This window comes from Aerococcus mictus (genome assembly GCF_003286595.3).
Classification (GTDB): domain Bacteria; phylum Bacillota; class Bacilli; order Lactobacillales; family Aerococcaceae; genus Aerococcus; species Aerococcus mictus.
In genome coordinates, this window is sequence record NZ_CP132985.1 from 306,348 (window position 1) to 326,344 (window position 19,997).

18 protein-coding genes are annotated in these 19,997 nt (G+C 40.0%); 13 read left to right on the top strand and 5 right to left on the bottom strand.

Annotated features, from left to right (window positions below; all coding sequences use genetic code 11):
• Nucleotides 1–3 precede the first annotated feature (3 nt).
• Nucleotides 4–783, top strand: a complete 780-nt coding sequence (locus DBT49_RS01375; protein WP_070559518.1) for an ABC transporter permease subunit — start codon at nt 4–6, stop codon at nt 781–783.
• A 78-nt stretch (nt 784–861) separates the two neighbouring features.
• Here the strand turns inward: DBT49_RS01375 and DBT49_RS01380 are convergent, their stop codons facing one another.
• A complete protein-coding gene (locus DBT49_RS01380; protein ID WP_111872427.1) occupies nt 862–1,758 on the bottom strand; it encodes a sensor histidine kinase in 897 nt (298 codons plus the stop codon).
• Nucleotides 1,755–2,447: a response regulator transcription factor gene (locus DBT49_RS01385; protein WP_070559516.1), complete on the bottom strand. Its 693-nt coding sequence runs from the start codon at nt 2,445–2,447 to the stop codon at nt 1,755–1,757. Before DBT49_RS01385 ends, DBT49_RS01380 begins: the two co-directional genes overlap by 4 nt.
• Nucleotides 2,448–2,553: 106 nt before the next feature.
• Between DBT49_RS01385 and DBT49_RS01390 the strand changes: the two genes are divergently transcribed.
• Nucleotides 2,554–2,859, top strand: coding sequence for a DUF2316 family protein (locus DBT49_RS01390; protein WP_224786524.1), 306 nt, complete (start codon nt 2,554–2,556; stop codon nt 2,857–2,859).
• Between the two features lie 85 nt (nt 2,860–2,944).
• Here the strand turns inward: DBT49_RS01390 and DBT49_RS01395 are convergent, their stop codons facing one another.
• Nucleotides 2,945–3,910, bottom strand: coding sequence for a glutathione S-transferase family protein (locus tag DBT49_RS01395; RefSeq protein ID WP_111846112.1), 966 nt, complete (start codon nt 3,908–3,910; stop codon nt 2,945–2,947).
• Nucleotides 3,911–4,105: 195 nt separating this feature from the next.
• Here DBT49_RS01395 and DBT49_RS01400 point away from each other — a divergent pair, with 195 nt between their 5' ends.
• Nucleotides 4,106–5,305, top strand: a complete 1,200-nt coding sequence (locus DBT49_RS01400) for a coenzyme F420-0:L-glutamate ligase (RefSeq protein WP_070559515.1) — start codon at nt 4,106–4,108, stop codon at nt 5,303–5,305.
• Nucleotides 5,306–5,350: 45 nt separating this feature from the next.
• Here the strand turns inward: DBT49_RS01400 and DBT49_RS01405 are convergent, their stop codons facing one another.
• The gene (locus DBT49_RS01405) at nt 5,351–6,586 is read right to left on the bottom strand and encodes an AraC family transcriptional regulator (RefSeq protein ID WP_102695256.1); all 1,236 of its coding nucleotides are present in this window, start codon (nt 6,584–6,586) and stop codon (nt 5,351–5,353) included.
• 183 nt (nt 6,587–6,769) lie between these two features.
• Here DBT49_RS01405 and larC point away from each other — a divergent pair, with 183 nt between their 5' ends.
• The 5 genes from larC to DBT49_RS01425 all read left to right on the top strand — a co-directional run bounded on the left by larC (nt 6,770) and on the right by DBT49_RS01425 (nt 10,561).
• Entirely contained in the window at nt 6,770–7,510 is a 741-nt protein-coding gene (gene larC, locus DBT49_RS09740; protein ID WP_070559513.1) for a nickel pincer cofactor biosynthesis protein LarC, read from the top strand.
• A gap of 23 nt (nt 7,511–7,533) precedes the next feature.
• Complete coding sequence (gene larC2, locus DBT49_RS09745) at nt 7,534–7,977, top strand: nickel pincer cofactor biosynthesis protein LarC2 (protein ID WP_083300478.1); 444 nt, start codon at nt 7,534–7,536, stop codon at nt 7,975–7,977.
• 13 nt (nt 7,978–7,990) lie between these two features.
• Entirely contained in the window at nt 7,991–8,785 is a 795-nt protein-coding gene (gene larE, locus DBT49_RS01415; protein WP_070559512.1) for an ATP-dependent sacrificial sulfur transferase LarE, read from the top strand.
• A 51-nt stretch (nt 8,786–8,836) separates the two neighbouring features.
• The gene (gene larB / locus DBT49_RS01420; RefSeq protein WP_070559511.1) at nt 8,837–9,517 is read left to right on the top strand and encodes a nickel pincer cofactor biosynthesis protein LarB; all 681 of its coding nucleotides are present in this window, start codon (nt 8,837–8,839) and stop codon (nt 9,515–9,517) included.
• 87 nt (nt 9,518–9,604) lie between these two features.
• The gene (locus DBT49_RS01425) at nt 9,605–10,561 is read left to right on the top strand and encodes a DMT family transporter (protein WP_076340200.1); all 957 of its coding nucleotides are present in this window, start codon (nt 9,605–9,607) and stop codon (nt 10,559–10,561) included.
• A 72-nt stretch (nt 10,562–10,633) separates the two neighbouring features.
• Here DBT49_RS01425 and DBT49_RS01430 read toward each other — a convergent pair whose 3' ends face one another.
• Nucleotides 10,634–11,866, bottom strand: a complete 1,233-nt coding sequence (locus DBT49_RS01430) for a helix-turn-helix transcriptional regulator (RefSeq protein ID WP_070559510.1) — start codon at nt 11,864–11,866, stop codon at nt 10,634–10,636.
• A gap of 273 nt (nt 11,867–12,139) precedes the next feature.
• On the opposite strand from DBT49_RS01430, the gene argF reads away from it, so the two are divergent.
• The 5 genes from argF (at nt 12,140) to DBT49_RS01455 (ending at nt 19,963) form a co-directional block, all read left to right on the top strand.
• The gene (gene argF / locus DBT49_RS01435; RefSeq protein WP_013669249.1) at nt 12,140–13,132 is read left to right on the top strand and encodes an ornithine carbamoyltransferase; all 993 of its coding nucleotides are present in this window, start codon (nt 12,140–12,142) and stop codon (nt 13,130–13,132) included.
• Nucleotides 13,133–13,513: 381 nt separating this feature from the next.
• Nucleotides 13,514–14,884, top strand: a complete 1,371-nt coding sequence (locus tag DBT49_RS01440; RefSeq protein WP_070559509.1) for an alanine/glycine:cation symporter family protein — start codon at nt 13,514–13,516, stop codon at nt 14,882–14,884.
• Nucleotides 14,885–15,100: 216 nt separating this feature from the next.
• Complete coding sequence (locus DBT49_RS01445) at nt 15,101–17,659, top strand: ATP-dependent Clp protease ATP-binding subunit (RefSeq protein WP_070559508.1); 2,559 nt, start codon at nt 15,101–15,103, stop codon at nt 17,657–17,659.
• A gap of 41 nt (nt 17,660–17,700) precedes the next feature.
• Nucleotides 17,701–18,882 carry a fused N-dimethylarginine dimethylaminohydrolase/saccharopine dehydrogenase domain-containing protein gene (locus tag DBT49_RS01450; RefSeq protein WP_070559507.1) on the top strand — a complete coding sequence of 394 codons (1,182 nt, stop codon included), beginning with the start codon at nt 17,701–17,703 and terminating at the stop codon, nt 18,880–18,882.
• Nucleotides 18,872–19,963 (top strand): putative NPN-dependent ornithine cyclodeaminase, encoded by a 1,092-nt coding sequence (locus DBT49_RS01455; RefSeq protein ID WP_064292378.1) that lies wholly within the window; start codon nt 18,872–18,874, stop codon nt 19,961–19,963. Before DBT49_RS01450 ends, DBT49_RS01455 begins: the two co-directional genes overlap by 11 nt.
• Nucleotides 19,964–19,997: the final 34 nt, after the last annotated feature.

A 19,997-nucleotide genomic window follows, 5' to 3' on the forward strand; every position in this document is an offset into this window, starting at 1 on the left:
ACCATGTTAAGAGCAGATTTTTATCGATTATTTCATAGCAAGGGCTTTTATATTACCCAGCTGGTTTTGATTCTGGTGGTCGCCTTTTGTGTTTGGGATAAGGGTGTTTTTTCGATGACTGTTAGTGAGCAAAATGCTCAGGAAATCGCCCAAAGAACCGAAGTGATCCAAGAAATGGCCTGGACTAGTCATCAAGCCCTTATGGCGATGTCAACCATGGCAGCCTTTCTAATCTATTTCTCTCTCCCGCTCTTTTATATGACTGTGGGCGCTGATTTGAATAGTGGCACCTTAAAGAATATTATTAGTAGCGGGATGTCTAGGACTCATTACTTCTTTTCCAAGTATAGTGTTTTCCTTATGGTGACAGCCCTGCAATTCATCTTCTATTACGGAACGACCTACCTGGTAGCAGGATTTACGAATGGCTTTGATCCCTTAAACTTAGAGTGGCTTGGTAATTTTATCAGGGTATTCTTGGTGCAGTACCTCTCCCTCCAAGGAGTCTTTGCGGTAACGATGCTGGTGATTTTCCTAACTCTTTCCAATGTGTGGAGTATCTTAGCGACTATCGTTGTGCCCTTGGTACTAACGGTCGTTCAGATTGTTTACTTTGCTGAAAGTAAAATTTTAGCCTACCTGAATTTCCAAAGTATGCTTAACCAGGCTGGCGCCTTAACTTTGGATAGTGAATTTTTCTTACAATTTACCCCCTTAGCTCTCTTAGTGATTGCAGTCTGCCTTTTAATCGCCTTAATGTCATTTAAACAGCGCGATTTCTAAAATTAGCCATTTAATAGTAATGAAAAACCGACCTCGTTGACTTAGAATAAGCCTCTAAGTCTGGAGGTCGGTTATTTTTTAATCTTTAAGTTGACTGACTGGCCAAGTGAGTTGGCTGGTGAAGCGGCCGTTTTGGTAGGTCATGGTCAGTTGGCCCTTAGTGAGATCAACTAATTCTTGGATGATAAACAAGCCCAAGCCCGAAGAAAGTTGGTCGTTGGCAAGGTTTTCTGCGTAGAAGCGCTTGGTTAATTGGTCTAAATGTTGGACGGCTTGCTGACTTTGATTTGACAGAGTCAAGCGGACCTCATCCTGGTCTTTTTTGACTTGGATATTTAATGTGGAGTGCCCGTGCTTAATCACATTACCCAGTAAATTATCCAGGATCCGGTTCAATAGGTCTGGGTTATTGTCAATATAGCAAGCTTCTTCAATAGCTAAGTGAATTTGAAAATCATCATTAAGCCGGTCGTAGTAATGGAGTAAGTTTTCCTTTACCGCTTGGCTAAGGTTTACTGGCTCAAACTTCACTTGGACTTGACCTTCGATAAGTTTTTGATAGCTAAGTAATTCTTCTAAGCGGTGGGCTACTTGGCTGAGATGTTGGTTGATTTTCAGTAGCTTTTCTTTTTCAATCGAGTCTAAACTGCCTCCTGAATCTAAGAGCTGCTGGCAGTAGCCGCTGGTAACGGTGAGAGGAGTCCTGATATCATGGGCAATATTATGGATGGCTTGGTCGAGACTATTCTTTTCTTGGAGGTTTTTAATCCGCAAAGTTTGTAAGTCATCGAAGAGTTGGTTGGCCTGCCTAATTACTTGGTGGAGGCCCTTATCATTCAGGGAACTGGTGAGTAGGCGGTTAGATTGTTCTTCTCTTCGGTAGGCCATGTCCTGGCTTAAGTCCTGCAGAGCCTTTTTCATTTTCAGATAGCGGTAGAGCAAGAATAAAGATAAGATGCAAAGTAGCAGGGTCAATCCTGGTCCCCCCTTGCTAGTCTGACGCCAATCCCCCAAATGGTTTCAATGTAGTCCTGGCTAGGGTCTAATTGACTCAATTTCTTACGCAGATTGGAGAGGTGGGTGTTTAAGGTGTTGTCCTCGGCGATATATTGCGCCTGCCAGATGGATTCATAGAGTCGCTCCTTGGTGAAAATTTGCTTGGGGTGGTTGAGCAATTTGTGGAAGATCTTGGCTTCGATTTTAGTTAGTCGGATAGCTTTTTGGTCGGTATAGATAAGGAACTGCTTAGGATCAAAGTGGATGGCTTGAAAGTCAATGACTTGGTCTGACTGATCTTTAGTCTGCTGGTGGCTTTGCCGCAATTGAACCGTAATTCGGGCTAAGACTTCTTTATTATTAAAAGGCTTAGTGATGTAGTCATTGGCTCCTTTTAAGAGGTAGTCACTGACCAGGTCTTTGTCCCCCAGGGCTGTCAGCATGATGACCGGGATTTGGCTTTTTTGACGAATATAGTCTAGGACTTCGTCGCCTTTCATGCCGGGAAGGAGGATATCTAGGAGGACTAGGTCAATGTCCTCTTGGTCAAAGAGTCGGATGGCTTCAGTTCCGGAAAAAGCTTGTTGGATTTGGTAATCCTGACTCAGGAGGTCTTTAAGCATTGTATTAATGTCATCATTATCTTCCACAATCATGATTTGTTTCATGCAACCACGCCTTTCACTTGATTTTTACCAGTATTGTAACATGGACTAGGCGGATTATTCTCTTATTTATCGGACGAAGTTTATAATAAAGCTAGAAAGAGAAGTGATGACCATGTCTTTAACCCTAGCTCAAAGAGAAGAAACTAAACAGGCGCTTATAACAGCCTTCAATAAGACTGGCTTAAGCAAGCAGGAACTGGCTGAGGCTTTGGAAACCAGTGAAAGTTACTTGGACCAGGTCTTTCAATTAAAAGGACAACGCTTGGAAGATGCCTGGATCTTAAAAAATTATCTCAATACTTATTTAAGTGAACACGGCCAAGAACCGGTGCCTTTTCAAGCCTTGGGTGGCGATTACCATGCCTATTGGTTCTTGGATGCTAAGCTGATTGATCGCGGTCTATTAAAGTAAAAAAGCATCCCCATAATCTCAGAGCTGCTTATTCGGTCAGCAGGTCTAAGACAAGTGAGAATGCTTATTGCAATAATTTCAATCTTTATTCATTAGGAAGTGACCAGTCTAAATCAGGCCCAAGCGGTACGATGCCGTTAGGGTTAATGGTCGGATGGCTGGTGTAGTAGTGTTCCTTAATATGGGAGAAGTTCACCGTTTCTTTGACGCCCGGCCATTGATAAAGTTTACGGGTGTAGAGCCAGAGGGCAGGGTAGTCGGTTAGGTTTCTAATATTACATTTGAAGTGGCCGTAATAGACGGAATCAAAACGAACCAAGGTGGTGAAGAGGCGCCAATCGGCTTCAGTGATTTGGTCTCCAACCAGGTAATCCTCTTGGCTTAAGTGGTCCTCTAAGCGATCCAATTCCTTAAATAGTTGGTCCACTTCTTCTTCATAGACGGATTGTTTAGTCGCGAAGCCCGCCTTGTAGACCCCATTATTAACCTTAGGATAAATTTCATCATTCCATTGGTCGATTTCATCGCGCAAGTTTTCCGGGTAGTAGTCGCCTGCTTTGGCGCCAATATCGTCAAAGGCTTGGTTAAACATCCGCATGATTTCGGAAGACTCGTTATTAACAATGGTATCGGTTTTCTTATCGTAGAGGACGGGAACCGTGACCCGACCGCTATAATTAGGGTCAACATGGGTATAGATTTGATAGAGATAGTCAGCGTCAAAGAGTGGATCTTTGATGACGCCATCTGCTTCTTCAAAGGTCCAGCCATTTTCACCCATATGGGGATGGACAACCGAGATTGAAACCATATCTTCTAGTCCCTTGAGTGCCCGCATAATGAGGGTACGGCTAGCCCAGGGGCAGGCATAGGACACATAGAGGTGGTAGCGGCCGGCTTCTGCCTTAAAACCGCCTTCACCTGTAGGCCCGGGTGAGCCGTCTTTAGTAATCCAGTTTCTAAATTGGGAATCTTTGCGGACAAAGTGGCCCCCAGTACTCTCGGTATCGTACCACTTGTCATACCATTTACCGTCAACTAATAATCCCATCGATTAATCGCTCCTTTTACTTGTCTTTAGGTCATATAAGCTTCTTATTTACTATATAAGACCAATCCTTAAATGAAAAATGATTTGCTCCTTTTTCTTGTATGGGTAAAAGACCAAGAAATGATTTAATGTCAGAGAAAATAATGGTAAAATGTTCAGGTACTCAAAGTAATTTAATTAAAAAGGATGATGAATATGTCAAGAGTTGTTGGGACAGTATCACGTGGCCTACGTGCCCCCATCGTAAAAAAAGGTGACGACCTCGCACAAATTGTGGTTGATACAGTCACTCATGCAGCCAAAGAAGCGCCCTTTACTATTAATGATAAGGATATCGTGGCCATTACCGAATCAATCTATGCCAGAGCCCAAGGAAATTATGCCAGCTTGGATGCTGTCGCTAAGGATATCCACCAAAAATTCCAATCCGAAAGTATCGGTGTAGTATTTCCAATTAATAGTCGGAATCGTTTCTATAATATTCTCCAAGCCGTTGCCCGGGCAACTAAGAAAGTTGTGATCCAACTCTCCTACCCAGCTGATGAAGTGGGCAATGAATTAATCAGTGATGAAGCTCTGGTGAAATCGGGCGTTAACCCTTGGACAGATACCCTAAGTGAAGCAGAATTCCGTTCGCACTTTGAAGAAATCAAACATAAATTTACTGGGGTAGACTATGTGGCCCTTTACCGCGAATGCGTGGAAAAAGAAGGCGCTGAATGTGAAATCATCTTTTCTAACCAAGCTAAAGCCATTCTTGACTATACCGATTCTGTCTTAGTATCGGATATTCATACCCGTTTCAAAACAGCTCAAGCCGTTAAAGAAGCTGGCGCTAAGACGGTCTATCGTCTAGATGAAATCCTAACCCAAGCGGTTGATGGTTCAGGTTATAATGAAGAATACGGTTTGTTGGGAACCAACCTCTCTGGGGACAATGAATTAAAACTCTTCCCGCGTGACTCAAAATCCTTTGTCTATGACGTGCAAAAGCGCTTATTAGAAGCCACCGGCAAGAAAATTGAAGTCATGGTCTATGGAGACGGCGCCTTCAAAGACCCAGTGGGTCATATTTGGGAACTGGCTGACCCAGTCGTTTCCCCTGGTTATACCAGTGGCCTTGAAGGGACCCCTAATGAAGTGAAATTAAAATACTTGGCCGACAACGAGTTCAGTGATCTTAATGGGCAAGCCTTAGAAGATGCCATCACTGACTATATTAGCCAACATGACGATGTGGATAGAGATGGTAAAAATGTCAGCTTAGGAACAACACCACGGCAAATTACTGACTTAGTAGGTTCCTTATCTGACTTAACCAGTGGTAGCGGGGACAAAGGAACCCCGATCGTTTACATCCAAGGTTACTTTGATAATTTATCCGATGAAGATTAATTCGTTTAACGAGTAAAAAGAAAAAGTTCAAGCTGAGAATAACAATCAGCTTGAACTTTTTTCTTGCTTATATTTTTCCCAGTAGGCTTTTGGGGTCATTTGCATAAGAGTATAGAAGCTACGCTTGAGTTTATTTTCATGAATAAAGCCCGTTTCTTTGGCGATTTCTTTAAGGTCTTTATCTCCAGCTTGTAAGCGTTGACATACCCTTTTTATTCGTAGATGGGTGACTAAGTTTTGAAAGTTTCTTTCAGTATAGGCGATAAGTTGGCTATTGATATCTTGGGGGTTAAGGGAAAATCTTTGACTCAGGTGTTCAATTGTAAGCGCATCAGTAAAGTGAGAGTAGGTGAATTCTAATATTTTAGGTTGCAATTCTTTAAGGGCTATAGGAGTAATGACTTCAATTAATTGCCAGTAAGACTCACATTCTGCAGGACTTAAGTGCTGAATTCTTTTGCTTTCTTCCTGTATTTCTTGACTGTAGGGATAGTTTAATAGCAGAGCAATTTCTTCTTGATTTAACTCAGTATTTTCTTGTAAATGAAGCCATTTAAAGACACGAATTCTTTGTAAAACTTCTTTGAAGCTGATGCCTACATAAGCTTGTATTCCTGCTTCTAGGGACTGGCTGTCCAGGAAAAAGATGTTAGCGACTTCATCTAAATGAAGCGATTTTGAAGCATTGTAGAATAAATAAGCAAATATTTCTTTATAAGAAGGGGTGTAATTACTTATTTGTTGGTTTTCTCTTTGATAGAGAATAATAAACTCTGCTAATTTAAGTAAACTACGAATAGTAGATAACTCTTGGTGGTCATGAAATAGTTGGTTGGTGTGGGTGGAAATTAGTCCAACCTCTTCACGTAAATCAGTGAGAATCTGTTTGACTTGATAACGCCCCTTAGGGCTTATTTTTTTACAAGGATTATTTTCTAGATAATTGAATAAATCAAATGACTCCTTATCAATATTTAAATAGTCTTTCATTAGAAATTTTATGCGATCAAAGTTATAAACGAGTAAATAATAGGTTACTTTTTCGGTTATCTCTACAATTTCAGAAACTTCAAAAGGTAGTAAGGCAATAATATGCCCAGCTTTCATAGTATAGTCAGTATTATTAATTTTAATTTTCCCTTGACCTGAAATAATAATTAAAAACCGAGCTTCTTTATGCAATAAGGGTTTTGTGGGGCTAGAATCTGATTGGATATCCATTGACAAAGCAAATGAATTTTGTCTAAAGCCGTCATCCAGTTTATTGACATATTTTCTCATCACCAATTATGGTTCACTCCCCTATTATTTTAGCTCATTTAATGGCATGAATAAGATTATTATATACTAAACTTAGCACAATCAAAATGATAAAAGAAAGCGCTATACTTTGATAATTTATTGATCAACGATATAATAAAAACATATTAAATGGTCGAGATTAAATGAAAAAAGGAGATTATTATGAGTCATTTATTCGTGAATTGTGAATATGGGATTTCTGGTGACTTAACCCTAGCTGCTTTAGTTGACTTAGGGGCAGATCCGCATTATATCGAAAGCGAGTTAAATAAATTACCAATTGATGAGTTTTCCATGTCTTTTAGCAAAAAAGATGAAAAGGGGATTACCGCAAATAAACTCAATTTAAGCTTTACAGAGCTTGATGAAGACCATGATCACCACGGTCACCACCATCATTCGGCTCAGGGGATTTTTCAATTAATTGAAGATAGTGACTTGGCTGATCGAGTTAAGGAGCGGAGTTTAGCCATATTTAAAGAAGTCGCTCGCGCAGAAGGGAAAATCCATGGTAAGCCAATTGACGAGATTCATTTTCATGAAGTAGGCGCCATGGACTCCATTATTGATATTATTGGGGTGTGTTTAGCACTTGAAGATTTAGATGTTGACCACTTGACTTTTTCAAAAGTGCCTACCGGTCATGGCAAGATTGAAATTGCTCATGGGCTTTATCCGGTTCCAGCACCAGCGACTATGGAGATTTTAGTGGGCGTACCTTTATCCTCTTTTACTGCGGAAGGTGAATTAACTACTCCAACTGGAGCGGCCTTCGCCAAGGTTTTAGCTGATGATTATGCGGATGTGGTTGAAGGAACCATTGAAAAAATCGGCTATGGGGTGGGAGACCGTGAATTTGACCATCCTAATGTCTTAAGAGTAGCCTTGGTAAAAAAAAACTAGCTGGCACTAGGGAAAGTGTTTCAGTGATTGAGTGCCAAGTCGATGATATGACGGGGGAAGCATTAGGCTATTTGTTGCGCCTGTTGGAGAGCCAAGAAGAAGTTCTTGATGTCTTCTACAGTCCCGTAAAGATGAAAAAAGACCGTCCAGGCGTTCTTATTACGGTCTTAGCCCCAGCCCAATACAAGGAAAAGCTGGCTAAAATTTTATTAAAAGAAAGCTCTTCTTTTGGGGTTCGTTACTATGATACCGAACGCTTGATTTTAGCGAGAGAATTTACCCAAGTGGCCTTAATGGGTGGTTGGCTTCAACTTAAAATTGGTTACCTAGATGGAAAGATGATTAAAGTCACTCCAGAATACGACGACTTGGTGAACTTGGCTAGAGATAATCACTTAGCCCTTAGTCAAGTCTATCAAAAGGCCTTGGCGGTTATTGAAGAAAAGTTCGGTTCGCAAATAGAATAAGTAAGGAGTAATTATGGAGCAAAAGAAATTGCAGCAACTGGAAAGTCTCTTAAAAGAAATGGGCCAAGTCTGCGTTGCTTTCTCTGGGGGAGTGGATTCAACTCTTCTCTTATATCTTGCTAGAAAATTACTAGGCAAGGAGAACACCTTGGCCATCATTATTCAGTCTGATTTAGTGAGTGAGGCGGATGACCAGGAAGCGCTGGCTCTTGCTCAGGCTATGGATGTCGAAAGTCAGCTTATTCCTGTCAATGAGTTAGAAGATCCTCGTATTCAAAAAAACGATGAAAATATTTGGTATTACAGCAAATTGTTGTTTTACCAAGCCGTTCAAGAGGCCGCTATGGCTCAAAATAAAGACTATGTCTTGGTGGACGGGATGATTGTAGATGATTTAAACGATTATCGTCCAGGGTTAAAGGCTCGTAAAGAGTTTGATATCAAAAGCCCCTTAATCCTGTGTGATTTTACTAAAGAGGATGTCCGTCAACTGGCTAAAGAAGAAGGCATTTCGAATTGGAATCGGTCAAGTGGCTGTAGTGTAATTTCACGCTTCCCCACAGGAACACCACTTAACCCGAAAAATGTCCAGCAAATTCTAGCTAGTGAAGCTTATATGCGCCAAAAGGGTTTTGATCCCGTTCGGGTTCGCTACTACAATGAATTGGCTAAGCTAGAGCTCTCTCCTGACCAGTTCCAGCAATTCTTCCGAGAAAAGGATGAGATTTTAGCCCAATTTAAGCATTATGGCTTTAAACACCTCGCCCTAGATGTTGAAGGCTATGTTTATGGAAAACTCAATCGTTAAAACTAATTTATTAAGTGGTATCAATAAAGAGAGATAGAGGAAGGACTTATAATGTTTGATAATTTAGGTGAAAGTAAGGTGGATATTGATCGCGATCATTTAAAGGGGTACCCAGAGATTGTCTATGGTTTGCATAAAACTGCAGGCCAAATCGCTCGGGTGATGCAGTCTTTACTTGACCACGATAAGCCTGTTTTGGTGACCCGGGTGGCTAAAGAAAAATGGGAGGCTATTGGGGCAGAGTTCCCTCAAGCGGACTATCAAGAAGCTGCGCAAACGATTACCATTGGCCAGTGTGAGAAAATTCCTCATGGCAAGATGGTAATCTTAAATGCAGGGACTTCTGACTTTCCCGTATCAGAGGAGGCCCGGGTGACAGCAGAGTGGATGGGTTGCCAAGTGACCTGCATTTATGATGTTGGTGTGGCCGGTATCCATCGCTTGTTATCCTACCAAGAGGAAATTCGCCAAGCTAACGTGCTTGTAGTCGTTGCAGGCATGGAAGGCGCTTTACCCAGTGTAGTTTCTGGCCTAGTCGAGGCGCCTGTGATTGCTGTACCAACCTCGGTGGGGTATGGGGCAAACTTAGAAGGGATTACGACGCTCTTAGCCATGATTACTTCTTGTTCTTCCGGGATAAGTGTCGTAAATATCGATAATGGCTTCGGTGGAGCCTACCAAGGAGCCTTATTCTTAAAGCAGATCAGCCAATTTATTAAGGAGAGAGATTAACAGTTTTTATAGATAAGTAGAAGGAGGGGGTGATACGAAGATATAACTTTGTCACTTGTCACTTGCAAAGAAAAGTGAGGAATTATCATGAAAGAAGAAAATCAAACTGCTAATCAGCCAGCTCCCCAGAAGAAGAAAAAGAATAAAAAACTCGGTAATCTACTTTTACTGGTTGTTGCTTTTTTATGGGGATCATCACTTACCGTAGTTAAGGGCGCACAGGATTACGTTAATCCAAATATGATTTTAGCGATTCGCTTTTCAGTGGCGGCTTTGGTCTTAGCGATAATCTTTTGGAAAAAAATTCGTGATATGACTAAAGAAGATTTAAAAAGTGGGGTAAGTATTGGGGTTTTTCTCTTTATTGCTTATTCTATCCAGACAGTTGGGGTAGGATATACAGATCCCGGTAGATCAGCCTTTCTGTCCGCTTCCTATTGTGTTTTAGTCCCCTTTATTTCCTGGATTGTTTTAAAAAATCGGCCTGATAAATTTAACATGATTGCTGCAGCATTCTGTATTGTAGGAATTTATTTTGTGTCAATGGCTGGAGGTGCTGAAAATTCAGTGCTGGGTCAAGGACGAGAAGCGATCTTAGGTGATGCTTTGGCTTTACTGAGTGGTCTGTTTTTTGCCTCTCATATTGTAGCGGTTACGAAATTTTCTAAGGGCAAGGATCCTTATTTGATGACTATTCTGCAGTTCATTACTGCAGCAGTCTTATCTGGCTTAACGACCTTGTTCTTTGAAGATAACTCTAATCTGGTAATTGGCCAGAGGACTTTCTTAGAGTTGGCTTACTTGGCGATCATGTGTACAGCAGTTGCCCTCCTATTTCAAAATGTTGGACAAAAATATACTGATGAAACCAGTGCGGCTTTAATTCTTTCTCTAGAATCAGTCTTTGGTATTTTAATTCCAGTGGCTTTAGGGGTTGAGACCCTAACCGTATACAAGACTATCGGTTTCGTAATGATATTTGTTGCGATCTTAATTTCAGAAACTAAACTGAGCTTCTTATTTTCTGATTCAAAAGAAGAATAATTAATAAAAAGAGTTGATTGGAATGCTTACGGAGCATTGCGGTCAACTCTTTTGTTATTTATCAAGATTTTTTTAATAACGGATTTGTTCTTTAGGGTTTAATTTGCGAAATGCACTGGGGGATATCTGTAAAATTTTTTTAAAATTCCGGGTCAGGGTCTTGCTGGAATTAAAACCGACTTGATAGGCGATATCAATAATGCTTAGGTCAGTTTTAATAAGTAAGTCACAAGCTTTATTGACGCGTAATTGATTCAAGAAATTTGAAAAATTATCTTCAACAAAATAATTAAGCATAGAATTAATATCTTTAGGATTACTATCAAATATCTTCGACAGTTGGTCAATGGTAATATCTTCGGCATAGTTTTCATACAGGTAATTGATTAATTTAAGGTCTCGCGGGCTTAGGCGGCTAGGTATTTGTTTGTCTCCTTTTTTATAGGTGGCTTTGAAATGGCTACTATTTATGCCGTGGTGTTGGCTAAATAGTTTGGATAGCCGGGACTTATCACTAAAGTTTAAAGTCTCAGCAATTTGGGTCAAGCTGAGATCGGTATGGAGTAATAAGTACTGGGCTTTAGATAAGCGCATTTCATCGAGCAGGCTATAGAAACCTAAACCAGTTAATTTCTTGATATATTTTGAAATCGTCGATTTTGATAGAAAGAAAATTTCTGAAAGTTTATTTAAAGAGATATCCTCAGAAGAGTGTAGGTATATATAGCGAAAAATTTCTTCGCTACAAATACTTTGGGTCTTATTGTTAGAAATTTGTCGTAGGTAAGAAATGATAATTTCTGTTAATTGGATGACAATCCACATTGAAGATAGGGGCTTTGTGTGCCGATTGATTGAGGCAGTGCGTAAGCCGATCTCATCTCTTAAGGAATGGATTGCCCTTTGAAAGACCTGACTGTCATCTTTATCGACTTGGATTGAATGTTGTTGATAAAGTAAGTCAACGATATCTTGACCTTCATTTGCATAGCTTAACTGTTCCTTTAAGATAAATTCAATGAGCTCAAATCGATAAATTAATAGATAATAAGTGACTTTTTCATCGACCTCAATAATTTCTGAAATTTGCCAAGGTAAGAGTGAAATAATCTTGCCTCTTTTCATCGTATGAACTTCGTTTTGAATTTTTATTTTTCCTTTGCCGGATAAGATAAATAAAAAACGAGCTTCTTTATGGATTAATGCCTTTGTCGGAGAACTGTCGCTTTCAATATCTAATGATGCAATAAAGTTATCATCAATATTATTGGGAGAAGGTTCTTGGATATTAATAGGACCTTGCATGACATTCACAACCTTTTTAACTTCTTCACTCTTATGTTTATTTTACCATATAATTGCTTGAATAAAATTCAAAAGAGACGGTGATTAAGTCTGGGTATTGTATTTGAAAGCATTATAAGAAACGACAAACAACAATTCTTACTTAAGATGTCCTAGATAAAAAAACTGAGCTGCTATAATAGTGCTGTAAGCGATTACAACATAGTTGTAATTAAAAAAGTTCGAACTTTTGTAATAGCAATAATGACATTAATTTTTAGGAGGAAATATCTCATGGCAAAAAACTTTCGTGGTAAAAGTTATCTAAAATTAATTGATTTCACCAGTCGTGATATTCGTCACTTATTAGATCTTTCAAAGAACTTTAAAGACATGAAGCGAGCTGGCGTTCCTCACAAATACCTAACAGGTAAAAATATTGTTCTCTTGTTTGAAAAAACATCTACACGGACTCGTTGTGCTTTTGAAGTTGCTGGTTATGACCTTGGTATGGGTGTGACTTTCTTAGATGCTAATAGTTCCCAAATGGGACATAAGGAATCCATCGCTGATACCGCTCGTGTGCTTGGTCGTATGTATGATGGGATTGAATACCGTGGCTTTAGCCAAGACGTTGTTGAAGAATTAGCTGAATATGCAGGTGTTCCGGTATGGAACGGATTAACTGATGAATGGCATCCAACTCAAATGTTAGCTGATATGTTAACTGTTGAAGAACATTACGGCCACTTAAAAGGGCTAAAATTTGTATATATGGGTGACGCTCGTAATAATATGGCAAATTCTTTAATGGTTGTCTGTGCTAAATTGGGGGTAAACTTTGTTGCTTGCTCTCCTAAAGAACTCGCTCCAGATCCTAAGTTAGTGGAAATGTGTGAAGAAATTGCTAAAGAAAACTTCTCAACTGTTACTGTGACTGACAACGTTGAAGAAGGAACTAAAGATGCTGATGTTCTCTACACTGACGTATGGGTTTCAATGGGTGAACCAGACGAAGTTTGGGAAGAGAGAATTTCTTTACTAAAAGATTATCAAGTAAATAAAAAAGCCATGGAAAATGCAAAACCAACTGCTATTTTCTTACACTGCTTACCAGCCTTCCACGATGAAAAGACAACAGTCGGCCAAGAAATTGCTAAGAAATTTGGCTTAACTGAAATGGAAGTTAGCGACGAAGTCTTTGAATCTGAACAATCCTATGTCTTTGAACAAGCTGAAAATAGAATGCATACAATTAAAGCTATTGTTTATGCAACATTATCATAACTTAATAAGGTAATTGTTACGGATAACACTTAGTTGAATGGAAATAGTATCTTATATATTTCAAAGGATCAGATTGTCTACGGCTAAGATAATATTAGTCGGCTTCTTGCTCACTTAAATAATCATTTGAAAGAGGCTAGTGATGTTTCCCACAACTCATCACTAGCCTAGTTGAAAAGATTAAAAAAAGAAATGAAGTCAAGGTAAGGTTTGAAACTAGTGTTATCTATTCAATTAATAGGCCGGAGGGGAAAGCTTTTAGCGACAGACATTTAACTAAAAAGCTTTTCTACTATCCGGCTTATTTTATTAATTGCTATCTCTAGCTATTATTGATTAACAATTCCTTAATATAAAAACCAATATTTAGAGGTGGTTAAAATGAATTTTATTGAAATGATTACTCAATTTACCAATTGGGTTTGGAACTGGCCTATATTAATTGTACTTATTACCGGAGGATTAATACTTGGTTACCAAACTCGCTTTATTCAAATTCGACACTTTGGTTATGCGATGAAGCAAACATTTGGGAAAATGTTTGACTCAGATGTAGGTGGTGAAGGTTCAGTAAGTCCCTTCCAAGCAGCATCGGCAGCCTTAGCATCTTCAATCGGAGCGGCTAACATTGTGGTTGCGCCGGCGATTATATTTACTGCTGGACCTGGTGCAATTGTTTGGATGTGGGTAGCAGGTATTATTGGTCAAGCCACTAAGTTTTCAGAAATTGTTCTGGGGATTAAATATCGGGAAGTTAATGAAGAAGGAGATTATGTCGGGGGTGCAGCCTATACCTTTAAAAATGGTATTAAAGGGAACCTTGGTAAAATCATGGGCTTTTTGGTTGCATTCTTCTTCATGTTAGAAATCTTACCTTCCATCACAGTTCAAACGATTTCTGCTACAGCACCGCTAGAACAATTAGGACTTTCTCGTCCTATATCTGCTGCTGCGATAACTGTCTTAGTCGTTCTTGTTGTTTATGGTGGTATTCAACGGATCGGACAAATTACTGAGAAACTAGTTCCCTTTATGGCTGGTTTATACGTGATTTGTGGTCTGGTTGTTATTTTTATGAATATTCAGAATTTGCCTGATGCTGTTTCAGCAATCTTTTCAAGTGCTTTTAATCCACAAGCTGCGATTACAGGTGGCGCATGGGGAGCCTTTTTAGAAATGTTTAAAGCGGGTGCTGCACGCGGTTCCTATTCTAATGAAGCTGGGATGGGTTCAGCTGCTTATGCGCATGCTACCGCCGTTACTGACCACCCCGTACGTCAGGGACTCTGGGGGATCTTTGAAGTCGTTTCTACTACCTTAATGGTATGTACCATTTCTGTTTTAGTGGTGATGCTTTCAGGAAATTATAAGAATCCCGCTCTTAAAGATATTGCTGTCGAAAGAGCCTTTAACAATGCTTTCGGTAATATAGGGACAGTTATCATAGCTATTTCCTTATTTATGTTTGTTATTTCAACGGTTATCGTTATTGTCTTCTATGCAGAAAGATTAGGCGAATATCTATTTGGACTCCACTTTGGTAAATTAATGCGTTTCTTAGCTTGCTTTATGGTCCTACTAGGTGGTTTTGTAACATTTGAAGGGGCTGGAGTATTCTTAGATTTCACCCTAGGTTTAGTAGTCTTTGTAAATATGATAGGGATGATTATGCTAAGTGGTGAAGTCAGAGAATTGACAGATGACTTCTTTACAAACCCTAAATATTTCCCTGGTGCCAAAAAAGATAAGTAATGTGTATCGATAAATTTAGTTAAGAAACTATACTTTCTCTTAGTTTGGATAAAGTAAAAAAGAATAAGAAATATTGCCTTTTGTATATAAATAGCCTTAATAAAAACGAACTAGGAGAAAGCTAAATGAAATCGCTTAATAAAAATATATTTTTATAGTAAATTATAAATAAACGAATAATTTAGCTTAGTAAGAAATGTAGAAAGGAGGGAGGAAATGAACACAGAAAAGTATTCTCAGGAAGCCATGCAGGTGCTGAAAGAGGCCCAAAACTTAGCCATAAATAAAAAACATAGCGAAGTCACTGAACTCCATTTGCTCAAGGCGATTTTAGACCAAGATGAAAACTCGGTGATTAAATTATTGACCGACCAAGGAATCATTCTGGGGCCACTCAAAGAACAAGTGGATACCGCAGTGGATAAATTACGGAGCCCAAAAGGGGTTAAAAATCTTTACATTAGCCGGAATTACCAGCGTTTGCTTTTGATTAGCGAGCAAGTGTCGCGTGCCCAGTTTGAAAGCCGGGTGTCCTTAGACCATCTTTTCTTAGCCCTAATGAAAGACGAAGATTTTGCTAGTGCCAAATTATTAGCCCTCTTTGAGATCACTGCCGACTTCTATGAACAAGCCATGGCTAAAAGAGAGACTGATAAGTTTCAAGAAGGTATTTCTAAGGCAGACTTGAAACAATTACTCAAGTATGGACGTAATCTTACCCAAGAAGCTATTGAAGGCCGCCTTGACCCCATTATTGGACGTGACCAGGAAACGCGTAGCGTGATTCGAATCCTATCTCGGCGGATAAAAAACAACCCTGTTTTGATTGGGGAGGCGGGCGTAGGGAAGACTGCTATTGTTGAGGGCTTAGCTCAACGGATTGTTCAAGGCCGAGTGCCGGATAAGTTAAAGAATCGAATTATTTTTGCCTTAAATATTACCTCCCTAATTTCAGGAGCTAAATATCGGGGGGACTTTGAGGAACGCTTGGAAGAAGTCCTTGGTATCATCAAGGATTCTAAGGGACGCATCATTCTCTTTATTGATGAACTCCATAATATTGTTGGCGCTGGAAATAGTTCAGGGTCCATGGATACCTCAAACATCCTTAAACCTATGTTAGCGCGAGGAGAGATTTTGACTATTGGTGCGACAACGACCGATGAGTATAAACTCTACATCGAAAAAGACCTGGCGCTAGACCGACGTTTTCAAAAGGTGCTCATTGAAGAGCCTTCAGAAGCGGCGACCTTGTCCATTCTGCGAGGAATCCAGTCTAAGTATGAATCTTTCCACCAAGTCAATATTAAAGACCCTGCCTTAGTGGAAGCTGTTCGTTTGTCTAAACGTTACCTACCCAACCGCAAGTTACCTGATGTCGCTGTCGATATTCTGGATGAAGCTTCGGCCATGGTGAGAATGTATACGGACGAATTGCCTGAAAAGATTCAAGATCTTGAGGCTGAGCTCAATAAAATGGAAACTGAAGCGGCCCGCTTAAAAAATGAAAGTGATCAGGTCAGCCAATACCGTTTCAAAGAATTAATGGAACAGGTAGCTGAGCAAGAAAAGCTACTCGACCAAGAATTAGCGAATTACCATAAAGAAAAAGACCGCATCCAAGAAATCACTCGCTTGAAGGGTGAGTTAGAAACCCTGAACCAACAAAAAATGGAAGCCCAATATGAGCGGGATTTAGATAAAATGAGTGCTTATTTAGCTGAAGAGAAAAGTACCAAGGCCGATTTAGAAGAACTTGAACAAAGTACTCCCTACTATAATGTATCGGCAGATGTTGGAATCAATGAAATTCGCGAAGTTGTTGCCCAGTTAGCCCATATGCCTAAAGCAGAAATGGAATCAGATCCTGCTGCTCAAATTGCTAAAATTGAAAGTGACCTGCGGGAAAATTTTGTTGGTGCAGATGATTTAATCGACAAAATCATTAGTCTGGTTACCCAGAGTCGGTCGGGTTTATTTAATCAAGCCAAGCCCTTGCTTTCTTTGATACTAGCAGGGGAGTCGGGGACTGGCAAAACCTATCTGGCAAGGTTAATTGCTCAGGCGCTATTTGGAGGTGAAGAACATCTTATCGCTTTAGACATGAGTGAATTTAGAGATGCCTCTTCCAATACCAAATTGATTGGATCACCACCAGGTTATATTGGTTATGAATCGAATAACCATTTAACTGAACAAATTCGAACCCGCCCCTATTCAGTTGTTTTGTTAGAAAATATTGACTATGCCCATCCGGATATCTTTGCTTTGATCAAGCAAATAGTTGCTAGTGGTCAAATTCGTGATAATAAAAGTCGGGATGTTGATTTCTCTAACACAGTGATTATCGCTACCCTGACTTTAGATGGGAAGGCGGATTATCAAAAACAAGTAAGCAAGCGGGTGAATGGACAATCGCTAAGTGATTTTGATGCTGTTTACTACTTACAGCTATTTGATAAACGTGAGATGGAAGCTCTTATTCAATTAGAGTTGGATCGCTTAGCCAAACTCCTAAAAGATAATCAGATTAAACTCAGCTATCAAGATGAATTAGTCAGGAGCTTGGCGAATTATTTGGTGTATGACTTAGATCGTCATAGTGCCAATGATCTCTCCCAATTGATGGAGAGTGAAATCACTACGCCAATTGCCCAACTACGTCTTAATGATCAACTACCAGCATTTACCAACATAGAACTTAGTCAGGCAAAGGGTGGTGATCGGCTAGTTCACATTGACTACCAGAAGGAGAATGGCAAGCAAGATAATTAAAGAAAAAAGATATCGTTAAAATTAACAAGGAGGAAGAGATAATGGCTTATAAGATACCAGAATTTAAATTTCCTGATTTCCAAGAAGCAAAATATCAAGAAATGCCAAGTGTGACTTACAAGGAAGCTGAAAGTGATGGCATTTTACCTGATAGCTTTTATTTAACCACCCATTTACCTACCTTTTATAAGTTAGGGGAAGAATGGATTTTACCTAAATATAACTCATTAAACTGTGTGGCAGTGGTTGAAGATGATGATATTGTTATTCGGGAGATGCGTGATGTCAAAGCCGGTGACAAAATTATTTCTGGGTCGACCACTGATGGGTCACAAGGCATCTTAGTTTATAAAGAAGGTTTTCCAGAAGACATTTATTCCCAACGTAGTGTTTCAGTAGAAACCTCATTCTCACAAGACTACGACAAGCTTTTTGACATTATGGAACATGAGAAGAATAATGGCGGTCATATTTCCTGGGTATTGGGGCCAGCAGTTGTTTTCGACCACGACACTCGGAATGCCTTAGTTCACCTAGCTGAAAATGGCTATATCCATAGTCTCTTAGGTGGGAACGCCATGACCACCCATGACCTGGAAGGTGGTTTCTTAAATACTGCTCTCGGGCAAAATATTTATACCCAAGAAAATGCACCAATGGGACACTACAACCACTTGGATCTTTTAAATGAAGTTCGGACAGCAGGATCGATTAAAAACTTTAATGACGCTGGTAACGTTAAGGACGGTATTATTAAAGCCTTAACCGAGATGGATATTCCAATTGTGCTATCTGGTTCCATTCGTGATGATGGTCCGCTACCAGAAGTGATGGGCTCAACCAGCCAGGCTCTGACTGAAACTAAGAAAATTTTAAATGAAGCAACTCTGATTATTTGTATTGCGACCATGTTGCACTCGAATTCAGTAGCCTCCTTGGCCTCAAGCTATAAAGTGGGCGAGGATGGCAAGGTTCGTCCCGTTTATTTCTATACCATTGATATCACAGAAAACGTGGTGAACAAGGTTGGGGCTGCCAGAGAATACATGGCTTACCACCCAATGGTGACTAACGTTCAAGACTTCTGTGTCGCTTGTGAAAAAGCTTTAGTAACACCTGCCCAAGGAGAAATGGCTAAGGCTGTTGAAGACGAGGAGTACGAAACTGTTGAAGTAGAAAACAATGAAGACGCAGCGAAGGGAGAGTTGGGAAATGACATTTAAGATTGCTGAATTTCATCATCCAGATTTTGACCAAGAATTTTTGAAAAACGCACCCAATGCTAAGTTAGTTGAAGTAGTAGAAGATGGTCTTAGTCCTAGAAACTACCATGCCTTATCCATTTATCCAGAATATTTTAAAATCAATGATAAATGGGTATTGGCTGAACAATCCCGGATGGACACCGTCGCAGTGGCCCATGATGAACCTGGTAAGGAATATATCGATGTAATCGAGTTTAGAAACCTTAAGAAGGGTGATAAAGTCGTTGTCGGACGGACAGAAGATGCTTCCGAAGGGATCTATGTTTGGACTGAAGGTTTCCAAGAAGCAGCTGTTGATGCGGATACTTTTGCCTTCCGTGAAGGGCGTTCTCGTGAGACCGCCTTCTCTATGGATTATGACAATCTCTATGAACTCTTAGAGCATGAGCGGGAAGCTGAACATGGTTATGTGACCTTAATTTTAGGGACTGCTACAGTTTTAGACCGTGATTCCCGCGATGCTTTAGCCAAGATTATTAATGAAGGCTATGTCAATGCAATTTTCTGTGGGACAGAAACAGCTGCCTTTGACTTAGAGCAAGGCTTGTATGATACCACTTGGGGTCAAGAAACCTTTACCCAAGAACAAAATACCTACCACAATATGTATGCCACCATCAACCGCGCTCGCCGCTATGGGTCAACTAAGAAATTAGTTGAATCTGGTGAAGTTAAAGATGGCTTCATGAAGGCAGCTATTGAACAAGATGTCCCAGTTGTTTTAGCTGGAACCATCCGTGACCGCTTCGGTTTACCTGAAAGTATCGATAATGTCTATGATGCCCAAAATGAAATGCGTTCCCACATGCGTAAAACCTCAACCATGATTGCTATGTCAGCGATTCTCTTCACCATTGCAACTGGGAATATGACGCCTTCCTACAACCGTTTTGGTGATACAGTCAGACCGGTATTCTTATATACCGTTGATGTCCAAGAATTTGCGGTAGATAAATTGGCTGACCGTGGCTCCCTAACTGCAGTTTCTATTGTCACCAACGTTCAAGACTTCTTACGGAATATTGGTAGTGCCCTTTAAGTCGTAAAGGAAGCTACTGACTTGGAAGCTTAGC

Coding starts and splice junctions, on each gene's coding strand:
- DBT49_RS01405 (WP_102695256.1), bottom strand. CDS start 6,586: ATGAGAAAATATGTCAATAAACTGGATGACGGCTTTAGACAAAATTCA.
- argF (WP_013669249.1), top strand. CDS start 12,140: ATGGCAAAAAACTTTCGTGGTAAAAGTTATCTAAAATTAATTGATTTC.
- DBT49_RS01390 (WP_224786524.1), top strand. CDS start 2,554: ATGACCATGTCTTTAACCCTAGCTCAAAGAGAAGAAACTAAACAGGCG.
- larB (WP_070559511.1), top strand. CDS start 8,837: ATGTTTGATAATTTAGGTGAAAGTAAGGTGGATATTGATCGCGATCAT.
- DBT49_RS01450 (WP_070559507.1), top strand. CDS start 17,701: ATGGCTTATAAGATACCAGAATTTAAATTTCCTGATTTCCAAGAAGCA.
- DBT49_RS01430 (WP_070559510.1), bottom strand. CDS start 11,866: ATGCAAGGTCCTATTAATATCCAAGAACCTTCTCCCAATAATATTGAT.
- DBT49_RS01445 (WP_070559508.1), top strand. CDS start 15,101: ATGAACACAGAAAAGTATTCTCAGGAAGCCATGCAGGTGCTGAAAGAG.
- DBT49_RS01385 (WP_070559516.1), bottom strand. CDS start 2,447: ATGAAACAAATCATGATTGTGGAAGATAATGATGACATTAATACAATG.
- DBT49_RS01455 (WP_064292378.1), top strand. CDS start 18,872: ATGACATTTAAGATTGCTGAATTTCATCATCCAGATTTTGACCAAGAA.
- larC (WP_070559513.1), top strand. CDS start 6,770: ATGAGTCATTTATTCGTGAATTGTGAATATGGGATTTCTGGTGACTTA.
- DBT49_RS01400 (WP_070559515.1), top strand. CDS start 4,106: ATGTCAAGAGTTGTTGGGACAGTATCACGTGGCCTACGTGCCCCCATC.
- DBT49_RS01375 (WP_070559518.1), top strand. CDS start 4: ATGTTAAGAGCAGATTTTTATCGATTATTTCATAGCAAGGGCTTTTAT.
- DBT49_RS01395 (WP_111846112.1), bottom strand. CDS start 3,910: ATGGGATTATTAGTTGACGGTAAATGGTATGACAAGTGGTACGATACC.
- DBT49_RS01440 (WP_070559509.1), top strand. CDS start 13,514: ATGAATTTTATTGAAATGATTACTCAATTTACCAATTGGGTTTGGAAC.
- DBT49_RS01425 (WP_076340200.1), top strand. CDS start 9,605: ATGAAAGAAGAAAATCAAACTGCTAATCAGCCAGCTCCCCAGAAGAAG.
- larE (WP_070559512.1), top strand. CDS start 7,991: ATGGAGCAAAAGAAATTGCAGCAACTGGAAAGTCTCTTAAAAGAAATG.